This is a genomic window from Moraxella tarda, assembly GCF_035181405.1.
Lineage (GTDB): Bacteria > Pseudomonadota > Gammaproteobacteria > Pseudomonadales > Moraxellaceae > Moraxella.
Window position 1 is genome coordinate 63,048 of sequence record NZ_JAYGGV010000007.1, and the last position, 14,391, is coordinate 77,438.

16 protein-coding genes are annotated in these 14,391 nt (G+C 40.6%); 1 reads left to right on the plus strand and 15 read right to left on the minus strand.

Annotated features, from left to right (window positions below):
* Nucleotides 1-8: 8 nt before the first annotated feature.
* The 3 genes from nuoE to U9670_RS08135 all read right to left on the minus strand — a co-directional run bounded on the left by nuoE (nt 9) and on the right by U9670_RS08135 (nt 2,742).
* Nucleotides 9-518, minus strand: a complete 510-nt coding sequence (gene nuoE, locus U9670_RS08125) for an NADH-quinone oxidoreductase subunit NuoE (RefSeq protein WP_323842323.1) — start codon at nt 516-518, stop codon at nt 9-11.
* Between the two features lie 754 nt (nt 519-1,272).
* Nucleotides 1,273-2,136 (minus strand): cysteine hydrolase family protein, encoded by an 864-nt coding sequence (locus U9670_RS08130; RefSeq protein ID WP_323842322.1) that lies wholly within the window; start codon nt 2,134-2,136, stop codon nt 1,273-1,275.
* A 267-nt stretch (nt 2,137-2,403) separates the two neighbouring features.
* A complete protein-coding gene (locus U9670_RS08135) occupies nt 2,404-2,742 on the minus strand; it encodes a carboxymuconolactone decarboxylase family protein (RefSeq protein ID WP_323842321.1) in 339 nt (112 codons plus the stop codon).
* A 148-nt stretch (nt 2,743-2,890) separates the two neighbouring features.
* On the opposite strand from U9670_RS08135, the gene U9670_RS08140 reads away from it, so the two are divergent.
* On the plus strand, nt 2,891-3,787 hold the full coding sequence (locus U9670_RS08140) for an AraC family transcriptional regulator (RefSeq protein ID WP_323842320.1): 897 nt from the start codon (nt 2,891-2,893) through the stop codon (nt 3,785-3,787).
* A gap of 63 nt (nt 3,788-3,850) precedes the next feature.
* Here U9670_RS08140 and U9670_RS08145 read toward each other — a convergent pair whose 3' ends face one another.
* The 12 genes from U9670_RS08145 to U9670_RS08200 form a co-directional block, all read right to left on the minus strand.
* Entirely contained in the window at nt 3,851-5,146 is a 1,296-nt protein-coding gene (locus tag U9670_RS08145) for a S41 family peptidase (protein ID WP_323842319.1), read from the minus strand.
* 29 nt (nt 5,147-5,175) lie between these two features.
* Nucleotides 5,176-5,391: a hypothetical protein gene (locus tag U9670_RS08150; protein WP_323842318.1), complete on the minus strand. Its 216-nt coding sequence runs from the start codon at nt 5,389-5,391 to the stop codon at nt 5,176-5,178.
* Nucleotides 5,392-5,865: 474 nt separating this feature from the next.
* The gene (locus U9670_RS08155; protein ID WP_323842317.1) at nt 5,866-6,441 is read right to left on the minus strand and encodes a flavin reductase family protein; all 576 of its coding nucleotides are present in this window, start codon (nt 6,439-6,441) and stop codon (nt 5,866-5,868) included.
* 6 nt (nt 6,442-6,447) lie between these two features.
* Nucleotides 6,448-8,196, minus strand: a complete 1,749-nt coding sequence (nuoC, locus tag U9670_RS08160) for an NADH-quinone oxidoreductase subunit C/D (RefSeq protein ID WP_323842316.1) — start codon at nt 8,194-8,196, stop codon at nt 6,448-6,450.
* A gap of 55 nt (nt 8,197-8,251) precedes the next feature.
* Nucleotides 8,252-9,172 (minus strand): DMT family transporter, encoded by a 921-nt coding sequence (locus U9670_RS08165; RefSeq protein ID WP_323842369.1) that lies wholly within the window; start codon nt 9,170-9,172, stop codon nt 8,252-8,254.
* Between the two features lie 87 nt (nt 9,173-9,259).
* Nucleotides 9,260-9,433 carry an acetyltransferase gene (locus U9670_RS08170; protein WP_323842315.1) on the minus strand — a complete coding sequence of 58 codons (174 nt, stop codon included), beginning with the start codon at nt 9,431-9,433 and terminating at the stop codon, nt 9,260-9,262.
* Between the two features lie 6 nt (nt 9,434-9,439).
* Nucleotides 9,440-10,234, minus strand: a complete 795-nt coding sequence (locus tag U9670_RS08175; RefSeq protein ID WP_323842314.1) for a PhzF family phenazine biosynthesis protein — start codon at nt 10,232-10,234, stop codon at nt 9,440-9,442.
* 24 nt (nt 10,235-10,258) lie between these two features.
* Nucleotides 10,259-10,918 carry an NADH-quinone oxidoreductase subunit B gene (locus U9670_RS08180; RefSeq protein ID WP_323842313.1) on the minus strand — a complete coding sequence of 220 codons (660 nt, stop codon included), beginning with the start codon at nt 10,916-10,918 and terminating at the stop codon, nt 10,259-10,261.
* 75 nt (nt 10,919-10,993) lie between these two features.
* Nucleotides 10,994-11,482, minus strand: coding sequence for a DUF2004 domain-containing protein (locus tag U9670_RS08185; RefSeq protein ID WP_323842312.1), 489 nt, complete (start codon nt 11,480-11,482; stop codon nt 10,994-10,996).
* Between the two features lie 22 nt (nt 11,483-11,504).
* The gene (gene ndhC, locus U9670_RS08190; protein WP_323842311.1) at nt 11,505-12,110 is read right to left on the minus strand and encodes an NADH-quinone oxidoreductase subunit A; all 606 of its coding nucleotides are present in this window, start codon (nt 12,108-12,110) and stop codon (nt 11,505-11,507) included.
* A 175-nt stretch (nt 12,111-12,285) separates the two neighbouring features.
* A complete protein-coding gene (gene lolA, locus U9670_RS08195; protein ID WP_323842310.1) occupies nt 12,286-12,948 on the minus strand; it encodes an outer membrane lipoprotein periplasmic chaperone LolA in 663 nt (220 codons plus the stop codon).
* A 639-nt stretch (nt 12,949-13,587) separates the two neighbouring features.
* Nucleotides 13,588-14,391: YadA-like family protein (locus U9670_RS08200; protein WP_323843771.1), on the minus strand; the 804-nt coding region annotated here is incomplete at its 5' end.

Consider the following 14,391-nt stretch of genomic DNA (forward strand, 5'->3'; position numbering starts at 1 on the left):
CGTATCATTCATTGATATTGCTCCAATAACTTGGCAACTTCATCTGCCCCAATCGGTCCATAAGTGTCTTCATCAATCAAAATGGCAGGGGCTTTGTCGCAATTGCCCAAACAGCAAATGGGGAGCAAAGTAAAGCGTCCGTCTGGTGTGGTCTGCCCAAAATCAATGCCCAACTGCCTTTTTAATTCGTCCGCCACCGCTTCAAAGCCAGTCAAATAACACGCAATGGAATCGCACAGCAAAATAATGTGCCGTCCCACTTTTTGGCGGTAAATGCGGTTAAAAAAAGTCGCCACGCCTTCCACATCAGAAACAGCGATAGACAACATATTGGCAATGGCAAGCACTTGGGCATCGTCCACCCAACCGTTGCGTTTTTGCACAAGTTTTAAGGCATCAAGCACCGCCGCGCGTGCCTGCGGATAATGATGAATGTATTCGTTAATACCGTCAATTTCTTGGGGCGTCAAGATGGCGGACACCGCAACTTTGGGGGTCTGACTGGTTACAATTTTCATAAAAGACCTTTTTTATGAACAGCTTGCGAAGCTGGCTACATCTGCTGGCTAAATTTGTGTATTATAACATAAACTTACACAATGTTGCGTTCAAATTTTACACAAAGTTACCGTGCAAAATTTTGTGTAAGTATTTAGTTTGTGTAAGTATTTAGTAAGAATTATTCTTATTTTGCCACCGTCCACCGTGCCATATCCTTTTGCCACCCTAAAAGATTTGGTGCTATTTTCAAATAGCTAATTTCAAATACTTGACAAGTTTTGGCCAGTTTGCTTTTGGCTTATATTTAACTTCTTATATTTGACTGCTTTATTTGACTGCTTGGCTGTTAATCACTTAACGCTAACCAATTAACGGTTAATTGCTTGACCGCTTGACTTTATGGAGCTCGGCTATTATGGAGCTTGGCTATTGGTTTTGGTTATTGTATGGACTTTGATGATTTCATTGCTTTTGGTTATTTCGTTACGGTATTTGCCGTGTTTTTAGCTGTTTTTTTAATAATGGGTTTTAAGTTGTTAGTTTATTGCATTTGTTTATTCATTTAAATTTTAACACTTTATTATAACGCAAAGTTTTTATAGGTTCAAGTAAGCATTGCTTTAAGCCAATTATATGCTTTAACCAATTATATTATGTTATGTCTTTGGCATATTTTGTGTGGTTGAGTGTTAAAAAAACAAAAAACGCACAAAAGCGTTTTTTGTGCGTTTTGATAAAAACTTTTAACAAACAGCTTTTAATAAACAGCGTTTAAGCACCCATTTTGACAACTGCTTCTTTGGTTGTCCAAAGGTCATTGGCAATGATACGGTAATTAATCAGTGCCGCCAAATAACCGTCGCCCTCAGGAATGCGTGGTCCTGCGGTGGCATCTTTAATCACCGCCACTTCAAAACCTTGCTCCACCAATTCACGCAAATGCGATTCAATACATAAATTGGCTGCCATACCTGCCAAAATGACTTGGTCAATTTTATGCTTGCGTAATTGCAATACCACATCGTTGGTCTCTGGTCCAAAAATTTTGTGGGGCGATGCGATAACCGTTTTGCCGTCATAAATATATTTTTTGTAGCGTTCAACAAAATCTGCACCAGACCCCTCAAAACCCTCCATTGTATAAGCCCCTTTGCGAGCAAACATATTGGTTTTGTGCATAAAGTTTTCACCTGGTGCCATAAATTGCCACTGATGGTCGGTGGGATAATAGTAATGTGGCGACACAAAAACAGGCATATTCACTTTTTTTGCGGCTTTAAAAAGCGTTTCTATATTTTCTACGGTGTTATTTTGTTGAATACTGTCTTTTAAAACCTCCCACATCACACCATTTGGGCTTAAAAAATCATTTTGTGGGTCTACCACCACCAAAGCCACTCGCTTAGGATTGATGGTCATACCAGGTCGCTCCAACCCATACTGTTTTGGTTCAGCATAGGGGTCGGTTGCTGTGGCTGTGGTTGTCTTGGCGTTTGCATTACTGCCAATGCCCAACGCACCCATTACACCAGCTGCCATTGCAATAGTGCCAAAACCCAAGGCATCACGGCGGTTTTTGTCAATCTGCACCGCATCATTTGCAGTTGGCGATTGGTCTAAATCTGTGTTTTGCATAACTGCCTCTCAATAAAATACTGTTAATTAAATACTGTGAATAAATTCAATACTATCAATCAAATACCACTGATAAAAAACAATCAATTTAAAGATAAGTTTATTATATTTAAACCCAGATTATATTTAAACCCAGATTATCTTTAAACCCAAAATTTTTTAAATTCAGCACTCTTTGATTGTAGTCATTTTTAAATTTGCTACTTTTTAAAGTCAGTATTCTTTAAGTATTAAAAAATACTGACCCAAGCTTTTAGTACAAATCTTTTATTTATGCGATTCTATCGCTTCCAAAGCTCGCAATGAATACGCATAAGCAGCCCCTGCATTCAATGAAATGGCAGTTGCCAACGCCCCTGCAATCTCAGAATCGGTTGCACCTGCGGCTAAGGCTTTTTGGGCGTGTACGCCAATACAGCTTTCGCAACGAGTGGTTATGGCAACAGCGATTGCAATAAGCTCACGGGTTTTTTCGTCCAACCCTTCGGCGGCGGCGGCACTGTCCAAAGCCTGATAGGCTTCTAGCATTTTTGGGTTGGTTTTGCCCAATTTACCAAAAGATTGCTTGGTGTGATTGGTGATTTGTTGCCAGTCAGCAAAAGACATAATAGTCCCCTTATTAAAAATTAGTTTTTGATTAACCACAATATTCAAGTATAATTGCATTGCGGTGGTGCTATTATAAAGATTTTTATTTGTTGTACTTACCCTTTTGTCTCAAAAATTAGTACAATTAATCCATTTGGGGGATTGTATGCTAGGTAGCTTATTAACGCTGGCACAACTTCGTGCAGGCGTGCATATGGATTGTCGCTTGGGCGGTGAGTGGCAGATAGACCAACAGCCCACAGCAGGGCAAATGATGTTGCATATCGTAACCAAAGGAGCGGTAAAACTTGCGGTAAAAAACACAACTCACATTTTAAGGGCGGGGGATATTGCCTTGTTTTGTGGGATAAACCACTGCATACAAAATGCCAATGCTGACACACACCGCTTGGTTGATGCCACTTGTGCTATCCAAAGTATGTCAGGGGCATTTTTGGTCAATCAAGTTGGCAACCAGACCGATTGCACAATGCTGTGCTTAAATTTTTATGCCGACAAACACAGTAGCTTATTGGCAAATCTGCCAGATTTTTTTATTGTAACCTTAAATGAACAAACACTGCATCCGTTGGTAAAGTTGATGAGTGATGAAGCTCAAAACCCCAATCAAATTGGCAATGCGTTTTTGGTGGATAATTTAGCCCAGTCAATACTGGTATATGTGTTGCGTGCTTTGCCTAATGAAAAATTAGGTGGTGTATTAAAGGCACATCAGCACCCTAGGCTATCAGAATTGATTACCCAAATTGCCAATAAGCCTGACGATGATTTTAGCATACCTGCAATGTGCAAAAAATTGCATTTATCTCGCTCAACACTCATTCGGCTATTTCAAAAGACATTGGGTGTCGCACCGCATACTTTTGTCAAAACGATGCGTCTTGAATATGCCGCAAGGCTTTTGCGTACCAGCCAGCAGTCGGTATTACAAATTGCCATTGAGACAGGGTTTGGCTCACAAACCCATTTTAATCGTGCATTTAAAGCACATTATGGCGTGTCTCCAAGCACTTATCGCCTAACGCCAATATCAATGCAATGACATCAAAACGCAATGACACAAAATAATCAATAACAAAAGCCATTTAACAGACTTTATATGCTACTAATGCGATGATAATGCCAACCCCACCGCACGCTGTATCACAGGGTCGTTTTTGGCGACATTGACATCGGTGGAGAGCGTAAAGTTTGGCGGATTTGCCACCAGTACATCAGGCTGTGTGCCGACAATGGCATTTATCGTGCCGTCTGGGGCAAGCCCAAGCTGTTTGGCATAGCGGACAGCAAAATGGGTGTTGGGCAAAATCGCAATCATTGGGTCAGTGCCTACGCCATCGCCACGAGTGGGCGTCCCCACCAAAGTGGCAAACTTTGTGTATTTGGCAAAAATCGCCAAAGTTTCTGCCGAACTGTACACATCGGTGTCCACCAGTAGATAAATTTTACCGCCAAACCCAATGCCGTTTGGGTCCATATCCACACGCAAAGGCTGAATTTCTTGATAGGCAAATGTATCCAAAATCCGTGCCAAATCTGCCGACACAGGCAACGCCTTTGCCACCTGCGTGCGGTCAATGTCGGTCATCGTGGGGCGAGTGGCTTTGTAGGCGTCCATTTGCGTGCCTTGTTTAAAAAAGCTATACAAATCAAGCGATAAGGGGCGAGCTGTGATGGCAGGCAATAAAAACTGCGTCCAATAGCGGGTGTCGCCCCCTGTGTTGGTGCGAATATCCACAATCAAAGCAGGGTAATGCTTGATTTTTTGCAAATAACGCATCACAGCGTGGCGTTCGTCCGTATCCAGTAGACTCAAATGGGTCAGCTCACGCACCGACAAATAGCCCACCTGATTGGGCACAACATCAAACATCTGCACATTGGCAGGCACAGCAATTTGGGCATCAATTTTGGCGATTTTTTCACGGCGTGCTTGTTCTTCTTGGGATTTGGTCATACCAATTTCGGTGGCATAGGCTTGTTGCAAGCGTTTATCACGAGTCAAATGGGTATAAATCTGCCAGCGATAATCGTCGTGATTGCTTTGACTATAAATGCCAATGGCGTATTGCACATCGGCTTTGGTCATCATATGCGTGTGTTCGTTGTCCAATTTGGTAAGCACATCGTTTAACAAAAAGAAAAACTCGGTGGGATTTTTTGCCTGCATAATATGGGCTTTGTGCTTGGCATAATCAGCAACAAAATCATAGCCTGTGGCGTTTTTTTGGGCTTGCAATAAGGGGTATTCTTGCTTGATTAAATCAAACACATAGTCAAAATCTTCTGCTTTTTGTACCTCAAAGGGCTTGGGATTGGGTTTGGGGGCTGGGTCATAAAATACCCAAGCGGTGAGTGCCAATAATGCAATGATTAGGGGTAAGACAATGGCTTTTTTCATTTTTTAACCGTTCAATATAAAATACTGGTTTATAATAAATCACGCAGTGAACTTATTACCCCAAAACAGGCAAACAATAATAACACCACCGCCGATAGTGTCATACTTATTTTGATAAAATTATCATTGGCAATTTTGGCAAACAAATAAGCGTATAACAACAATAAGCCATAATCCAATACCACCCAAGTCAAAGTTAATATCACTGCTGAGATGAGCTTATCATCAGCGACTGCAAAAAACAAAATGTCTTTGAATTTTTATTAATATCAATCAATATTGATATTAATAAATCATTGAACTGATTTTTAAAAAATTGATTTTTTAATTTTATTTTTGGAAATACATGATTTTTATTTTAATTTTTGATGTTTGGCAATCACAAATATAATGGCAACGACACAAAATAAAACAATGATTAAATAATGCCACATACCACTCACTTGATACAATAAGCCACTTACCACAATACAAGCGGTAAAAATGCTGATTTTTAGAGCTGTTTGATTGCCTTGTAAATGGGTCTTGGTGTTATTTGAGATAGCTTTATTGGCAAGCACAGACATCAAACCAACAACACCAATAATAACAAATAAAATCAAGCCAAATACTGTTTTGCTAAGCCCTCCATTTTCATACTTTTATTGCTATCATTTGGTTTAATTTCTTTCATTTTCATCATTATTAAATCGTAAGGTGTGTATTACGCACCTTACTTACTAATTTTCCGCACGAAAGTTTTTGCCCAACAATTCGCCAAGCCCTTGATAATGGCGAAAATTATAAATAAGCGGTTGCCATTTGTCTGGGTTAATTTTATCATCATCAAAAATTAAATTTTCTAAGACGTGAACTTGCACAATTTTTAATTCAATAATGACATAACCGTTTCTTTCGTGAATGCACTCAATAACACACTCGGCTTGCAATGGGCATTCAGCAATTCTTTTTGGTTTAATTTTTAATGAATTTTGTTCAGTAAATTCGCCAATTGCAAATTTATCATCACAAAATTGATAACTTTCGTTTACAGCACTTTTATTAGCAGTAAACGGAGCAATTTTTTCTATTTTTTGCCACAAAGTTTCATCAGCAATATTTAATACCACTTCTTGACAAATTTTTAAATTTTGATAAGCTTTTCCTTGCGTGCCAAGCCCAATGACCACATTATCCCCCAAACACCAACTGGACGAAATGGGTGTAATATTTGTTTTATTATTTTCATCAATGGTTGTTAATAAAATTACAGGAAATCCATAATAAAACATTTTGGGGGAAATTGGTTTGTGCATTACCATTTACCTATCACAATCCGCCATTACAATATCAATACTTGCCAAATAAATAATCGCATCGGATACCAAAGAGCCGTTAATTACACTTGGCATTTGTTGCAAATGGGCAAAGGTGGGCGTGCGAATGCGTGTGCGGTAGCTCATCGTGCTATTATCCGACACCACATAATAGCTGTTTAGCCCCTTGACCCCTTCTACCATACACGCCGACTCGCCTGCTGGCATCACAGGACCCCACGACACCGAGATAAAGTGGTTGATAAGCGTTTCAATGTCTTTGAGTGTTTTGTCTTTGGGCGGTGGCACTGCCAGTGGGTGGTCGGCTTTGTAGGCACCGCTTGGCATATTGTTTAGACATTGCTCAATAATTCTTAAACTTTGGCGAATTTCTTCAATTTTGACCAAACAGCGGTCATAGGCATCGCCGTTATAAAACACCGGCACTTCAAAGTCAAAATTTTCATAGCCCAAATAAGGGCGAGCTTTTCGCAAATCAAAATCAATGCCTGTGGCACGCAGACCTGCCCCTGTTACCCCCCACGCTAGGGCGTGTTTGGCATCGTATTGGGCAACCGCTTGCGTGCGTCCTTTTAGCACCGTGTTGGTCATTGTCGCCTTAAAATACTCATCAATGCGTTTTGGCATCCAATTTAAAAACTCTCGCACAAGGCGTTCCCACCCATTTGGCAAATCCATCGCCGTACCGCCAATCCTAAACCACGCAGGGTGCATACGATAGCCTGTTACCGCTTCAATGATGTCATAGGCTTTTTGGCGGTCGGTAAACATATAAAACACAGGCGTCATTCCGCCAGCGTCTTGAATAAAAGTCCCCCAATACAATAAATTATTGGTAATGCGAAACAATTCACTCATCATAATGCGAATGGTGTTGGCGCGCTCTGGCACACTGATGCCTGCCAATTTTTCCACCGCCATAATATAGGGCAATTCATTCATCACCCCACCCAGATAATCAATGCGGTCGGTATAAGGAATGTACGAATGCCAAGTTTGGCGTTCCGCCATTTTTTCCGCCCCTCGGTGATGATAGCCAATGTCAGGAATGCAGTCCACCACTTCTTCGCCGTCAAGCTGTAACACCAAGCGAAACGCCCCGTGTGCCGATGGGTGGTTGGGGCCGATATTCAAAAACATAAAATCTTCATCACGCCCAGAGCGTTTCATTCCCCACTCTTCTGGCACAAAACGCAAATTTTCTTGTTCAAATTCTTGCTTGGCAGAGTTCAAAAAGTACGGCGTAAATTCGGTGGCTCGTGCGTGGTACTCTTTACGCAAAGGGTGTCCTTCCCAGTATTTGGGCAACAAAATGCGTGTCAAGTGCGGATGTCCGTCAAACACCACGCCAAACATATCCCACACTTCTCGTTCATACCAATTGGCATTGGGGTAAATTTGCGTGGCACTTGGGATATGCTCGCCCTCACGCAATGCCACTTTAAGGCGAATGTCTGAGTTTCGCTCCAAACTCATCAAATGATAAAACACGGTAAAATCAGACTTAGGCTGTCCATAGCGGTGCTTACGCAAACGCTCGTCAATACAAGACAAATCCACCAGCATCACAAAGGGCTTGGGCAATTTGCGTAAATACAAAAGCACATCAAGCACTTGCCCACGCTCCACCCAAATGGTGGGAATGCCGTCTGCCGTGTCTTGAACGGTTAAATTGTCAAACTTTGCATTAAGCTCGGTTAAAATCTCAAAATCGTGTGTGTGATTGACACTCATAGCTGTCCTTATTGGGTTGTGGGTGCTTGCGTGGGGCTTGCAGTTTAAAGCGAATTTATTTAGTCATTTTTACCAACAAACTTTGGTGCATTTGGTTGATTAGAACAATGCCCATTATAATAAAAATTGCTCCAACAAAAAATTGATAGGTTGGCAATTCACTTAAAAACACCCAAGCCATAACAACTGCAAAAATAGGTTCGGATAATTCTGTAACCTGCACTTTTGCTGCTGTCAAATAATTTAAAGCCTTAGTTGTGCAATAAAATCCGAGTATAGTGGGCAATACTGCTAATGCCAATACATTCATTACAATCAAAGCATTCCAATCAATGTGATGTATGTTATTTAAATAAGGAAAAAATAAATACACACTACCGAACATCATAAATAATCTTGTTAAATAAATTCCACCATTTAAAGAGAATTTTTTTACCAAAACTGAAAATATACCATAGCCACTACCTGCGATAATTGCATTTAATAGCATATTTAAATTACTACCACCAGACCACGATATTGCAAATATTCCAATAATCGCCAACAATGTCCCTAAAATAGCGGAAATTGTTAATTTCTCGTTTAATAAAATCTTCCCAAATAGCAATGCCGAAGCAGAGGCGGAAGCCATTAAAACAACCACAACATTTGATGCAAAACCATATTGATAAGCGGTTGTTTCAAAGAAAAATAACACAAAAATACCCAAAAATGCACAGATAGCTATTTTAGTCAGTAGATTGAACCAATTTAAACCTGATTTCACTTCATTATTCACAATTTCTTTTTTCTGTACAGATAATGACTGATTGATTAAAATCAAACTTAATATAACAAATGCACAAACTGTTTTAAAAAAAGCAATGTCTTGTGGAATTAAGCCATTTTGCAATAATACTTTACTAAATATCCCAATAGATGCATTAAGAGCGGCAGCCGATAATGCCAACAAAACGCCTAGCATTATTTTAGACACATTCACCTCTCCATAATTCATTTTTTTATTTTTATAAATCACTGCTTTTTACATATTGATGATACAAAATATCAGCAAGAATAATCTTTATGACATATCCGCCAAGCGTTTAAAGGTTTCTTTATGTGTCCGTAACACAAGTTTGGTTTCGGATTTGATGATTTGTTGCCCTTGTTCGCCTGTTAAATTTAAGCGTTTGGTTGCAGGGATTTTTGGGCGGTTGTCTTTGGTAATGCCATATTTTGAAAGTTTATCATTCATTTGTTTTTAACCTATATAAATCTCAGACTTAGCAAACAACACCGCTTGTCCACCCAAAATGATTCTCTCGCCTTTGATATCGCCATATAAAATACCACTTCGGGAGCTTGCTTGATAAGCGGTTAAAGTGTTTTTACCCAATACTTTTGCCCAATAAGGTAAAATATGACAATGCCCCGAACCGCAAACAGGGTCTTCTGATATGCCAAGTTTGGAAGCAAATGAGCGAGACACACAATCAAAATCTGGATTTTGGCTTTTGGCGGTAAAATGACACAATGCCCCGTCTAATTGGGCGATTTTGTCATCATTCACTTGATAATTTTTGACGATATTTTCATCATCAAACACACACAATAAATCACGCCCCAAATACACTTCGGTCGGCATTACACCCAAAATATCGCCAATAGGGTTAATGTCATCAATTTTGGTTAAAGGATAAACAGGCAAATCCATTAACAAGTTATTGCCCATTTTTTGTACGGTTAATAAGCCACTTTTTGTGTGAAATTTTAAAATTTCTGGGCAATTTTCCAATGCCAAATGCAAAGCAAATGCCGTTGCCAAAGTGGCGTGTCCGCACAAACTGACTTCTACTTTTGGCGTAAACCAACGCAAGCCAAATTCATCGCCTTGTGGAATGACAAAAGCCGTCTCCGATAAATTATTTTCTTTGGCAATGTTTAATAAAATCTCATCATCAAGCCAATTATCCAGCAAACAAACGCTGGCAGGATTGCCTTTAAATACTTTATCGGTAAACGCATCAACGGTAAATTGACGAATGGCGATTGACATTATTATTCCTTATTAAATAATTAGTTATTCCACATTATCAGGACTTCTTAGATTTTTTACCGCAATGCGTTCGGCATTTTTTCTATCCCGCTCTGGGGTCATAATCGGCTGATACACACCTTGGTCAAGATGAATGCCAAGCGGACGGCGTTCTTTTTGGATGGACTCTTGCAAAAGCATAATCGCTTGAATCACCGCTTCTGGGCGTGGCGGACAACCAGGGATATAGACATCCACAGGCAGGATTTTATCCACGCCTTGCACCACCGAATAAATGTCGTACATACCGCCAGAATTGGCACACGCCCCCATTGAGATGACCCATTTGGGTTCAAGCATTTGCTCATACAGACGCATAATCACTGGTGCCATTTTGACAAAACAAGTGCCAGCGACAATCATCACATCGGCTTGGCGAGGGGAGGCACGAATCACCTCCGCCCCAAACCGAGACAAATCGTGCACCGCTGTCAAAGTCGTGGCATATTCCACATAGCAGCAGCTTGTGCCAAAGTTAAACGGCCACAGTGAGTTTTTGCGTCCCCAGTTGGCGGCGGCGTGAACCAGATTGTCCAAATTGCCCATAAAAACCGAGTTTTCTACTTCTTTTTCATCCACCGTTTGACGGCTGATTTTGGGGAAAGTATCGGCATTGGGATTGGCACGAGTTAGGGTGTATTTCATTGGGGATTACCTTAAAAAAAATGCTTGCTTTAAAACTGGCGGATTGGGTTTGAATTGATTTGATAAATTTAAAAATTAACTTTCCCAACTAATATCATCAAAATTACCGCCCAAATCAAACTTTACTGCCAAAATTTGGTCGGATTGTTCTGGGTCAATCATATAGTCCATTATAATTTGAGTATCTTCACCATACCAAATACCAACAGAGCGTAATTTTAACAACTTGGCAAAATTTTCATTGGTCAAGTCATCATTTTCAATCAATTTGGTTAATTCTGGCAAATCATATTCATCAATCTCATCAACATAATAATTGACAAAATAATCATCGTCATTTAAATAATTAACAAGTGCAATGACCGCTTTTTGGTGAAGGTTTTCAATATTTTGAAAATGATTGGCGGATTTATCCAAAAATTCTATGGTGGACTTGATATTTTCATCTTCTACCCACAATTTAATGTCAATCGGATTTTTGTTTATTTGGGGGATTTCAATCTCATTTTCCCAGATACACAAATCATCAAAGTTTAATTGACCAAAATAAGAATGGGTTGTCATTTTAAATTTCCTTATTTAATCATCAATCAAACTTCTGCGTAGTAACTCGTCCTGTATCATTGATATGGTCAATGTTTGCCATATCGTGCTTGTCTTTTTCAAGCAGTGCTTGCAAGTCTTTTCGCCCTGCAAAAATACGCCCAGACGATTGGGCAGGCACTTTGCCAGTTGGGTCGGTGTGCAACTCATCAATCGTGGTAAAGGCGGTAATGCTGGCTAGATCAAAACCCTCAGGGCGTGCCAAAATGCGTGGCGTACGCCCCCGTTTGTCGGCAGGTGCCCAGTTCATCGCCCCCAGTTTCATCTCGTACACAAGCCCCACAAACAAAATGCCAATAAAGGCAGCGGCAGCGGTAAAGCCTACCCAGCCCACTTCACGCACGCTGACCGAATAAGCGTACAAATACAGCGCTTCCAAATCAAAAATCACAAAAAAAATCGCCACCAAATAAAATTTGGCGGACAGACGAATGCGGGCAGAGCCAGCGGGCTTTACCCCTGCTTCAAAAATTTCGTGCTTTTGCACGCCGTGCGAGCGACCACCCAGCAAGCGTGGCACAATGAGCATAAACGCCACAAGTCCTGCTGCGGCAAGTAGATAGATAATGGCTGACCATTCGGCTGACATGAATCACCCCTGCGTGATTTTTTTGAATGATGAATTCAAGGGCGGTCAAACCTTTTGACACGCCCAAATTTGGGACGCATTATACCATAATTTGGCATATTACTCATGAAAGATAGCAATTATTTTATAAGTTTTGCCAATAAACAAGAGCAAAAAAAGCACCAAACTCAACAGCTTATTGGCTGATCACTTGTGTGCCTTTTGGTACGCTAAAATCAAACTGGCTGGCGTTTATTTTTTTATTAATACTGATGTTGCTAAACTTAACGGTGGTCTGTTGTCCTGACAAATCCAAAACAATGATTTGTACAGGCTTATCATCATAAAAGCTGATGTACAATTCACTAAACCCTGCATTGGCAGATTTTGGCATGAGCTTGAAATAGTTTTTGGCACTGTTGGGCTGAGTGATATGAAAGCTGTCTGCAATTTTATCTGGATTCCCTGACAGCAAAATTGCAGGCGTATCCCCAATTTGATTGGCGATGGGTTGTTTGATAGCTTGGCCCAAATCAGGGTCATACACCCACATGACCGCATTGTTGGCGATGATCAACTGATTGGCTGGTGACTTGGTCTCCCAGCGAAATTGATCATAACGCTGAACCGCCATCACACCACTAAAATTGGTGGTTTTCTTGCCTGCCTTGGTCGTTTGGGTGAAGTTGGCTGTCATAGAATTGGTTGCTGATAGCAGAGAATTTAAGTTTTTTACCGCCATTTGCTGGCTATCAGACTGGGCGGTGGCTGGCAATGCCAACAAGGTAGTTACCAAAACTAAACTTGTGCTTAAAAATTGTTTTAGCCCTAAGGCTTTTGTGATACCAAATTTTGACATGAATTTCTCCAAATACAGCTGATTATGCTGCTTTATTAGACATGATAAATCATATCCGTGATTGTGCTACTTTTATCTTTATCTATAAACCACATGAATGATGCCTATTATTATGTATCATGCGTCAGTTATCAACAAAAAAATACGCTGATAGCATCATATCGCTTAACTTAATTTTTAATTCAATCTTGCAATCTTAAAATTAATTTGAAAGTTAATCGTAAAATCAACAGCTCAAATTAGCATTGTGCATCATATTCATATTGGTTATCATTGATCATATTGCCAGTTTTTCTTGTTGCAATCTACTAGAAAATTGCAACCAAAAGAAGTGAATTGTTACAGATTGGTCAATCATTTGGCCGGTGATGATTGTGTATCCAAAATATATTCATTAAATCAAACATGATTGGTTATTTTGCCATATTTTTTAATTAATTTTTTAATTTTTTTATCATGAATGCCTAAAAATAAAACAAAAAAGACAAGTCGATAGACCTGTCTTTTTTGTTTTGATCCACTTAAATGTGATGATCATGACTGGATTAACCACATCTTTTAATCAAAATATAAAAAAGATGGGTTAATCGCAGTCGGTGGCTTGTACCTGGCATACCACCAGATACAAGCTTTAGTAGGTTAATCAATAACACCACTGATGGCGATACGCAGACCTGCACTGCCTGAGGTACCAGCAGACAGACCGCTAGATAGCGACCAACGACCATTATCTGCAGTTTTGCGAAGAGATACAGCCACCGCTTGTTGACCACCATAGTGTGCTGCACCTACCGAGTAGGTCCATTTGCCTGGTACTGATGCGGCTTCTGAGAATGCCATCGCTGATGCGATACCTGCTTTGGCACCTTTATCCACCTGACCGATACGAGTATCCATTTTGTTAATGCCGCTATAGATTTGCTGTTTTGCACTCTCTAGCTGCCCCATGGTTACTGCATCGGTAGCATCACGGCCATCGGCAACATTGGTGATACGGTTACCACCGTTGTTCAAGCCATTTTTGGTGAATCCAATCAGTGGGTTTGCACCGTTTGTAATGGTTAGGCCATCTTTACTAAGGGCAACCTTAGTTGCGTCAACCTGAGCATTACCAGCGTTAGAACCAGCATTGTTATCGCTTGATGCATCGGTGATAACTAAGCCATCTTTAGAAAGCGTAATCACTCGATTATCAGCGTTTGATTGGCCAGAAGTACCCTTGCCACCCAAGATGGTTATGCCATTGGTGATGGCCATACCATCTTTAGTGACGCCTTGGAAGCCACCAGTATCACCTTTATCACCTTTAGGACCTGCTGGGCCAGTGTCACCTTTATCGCCTTGAGGACCTGCTGGACCTTGAGGACCACCGGCTGGGCCTTGTTCGCCACGCTCGCCTTTAGGACCTTGTGGACCGGCATCACCTTTAGGACCTGCTGGGCC

Bases quoted from the DNA above. Each gene is read 5' to 3' on its own strand.
- nuoE (WP_323842323.1), bottom strand. From the start codon at position 518: ATGAAAATTGTAACCAGTCAGACCCCCAAAGTTGCGGTGTCCGCCATC.
- U9670_RS08135 (WP_323842321.1), bottom strand. From the start codon at position 2,742: ATGTCTTTTGCTGACTGGCAACAAATCACCAATCACACCAAGCAATCT.
- U9670_RS08175 (WP_323842314.1), bottom strand. From the start codon at position 10,234: ATGTCAATCGCCATTCGTCAATTTACCGTTGATGCGTTTACCGATAAA.
- U9670_RS08170 (WP_323842315.1), bottom strand. From the start codon at position 9,433: ATGAATGATAAACTTTCAAAATATGGCATTACCAAAGACAACCGCCCA.
- lolA (WP_323842310.1), bottom strand. From the start codon at position 12,948: ATGTCAAAATTTGGTATCACAAAAGCCTTAGGGCTAAAACAATTTTTA.
- U9670_RS08155 (WP_323842317.1), bottom strand. From the start codon at position 6,441: ATGCACAAACCAATTTCCCCCAAAATGTTTTATTATGGATTTCCTGTA.
- U9670_RS08185 (WP_323842312.1), bottom strand. From the start codon at position 11,482: ATGACAACCCATTCTTATTTTGGTCAATTAAACTTTGATGATTTGTGT.
- nuoC (WP_323842316.1), bottom strand. From the start codon at position 8,196: ATGAGTGTCAATCACACACACGATTTTGAGATTTTAACCGAGCTTAAT.
- U9670_RS08140 (WP_323842320.1), top strand. From the start codon at position 2,891: ATGCTAGGTAGCTTATTAACGCTGGCACAACTTCGTGCAGGCGTGCAT.
- U9670_RS08145 (WP_323842319.1), bottom strand. From the start codon at position 5,146: ATGAAAAAAGCCATTGTCTTACCCCTAATCATTGCATTATTGGCACTC.
- ndhC (WP_323842311.1), bottom strand. From the start codon at position 12,110: ATGTCAGCCGAATGGTCAGCCATTATCTATCTACTTGCCGCAGCAGGA.
- U9670_RS08180 (WP_323842313.1), bottom strand. From the start codon at position 10,918: ATGAAATACACCCTAACTCGTGCCAATCCCAATGCCGATACTTTCCCC.
- U9670_RS08130 (WP_323842322.1), bottom strand. From the start codon at position 2,136: ATGCAAAACACAGATTTAGACCAATCGCCAACTGCAAATGATGCGGTG.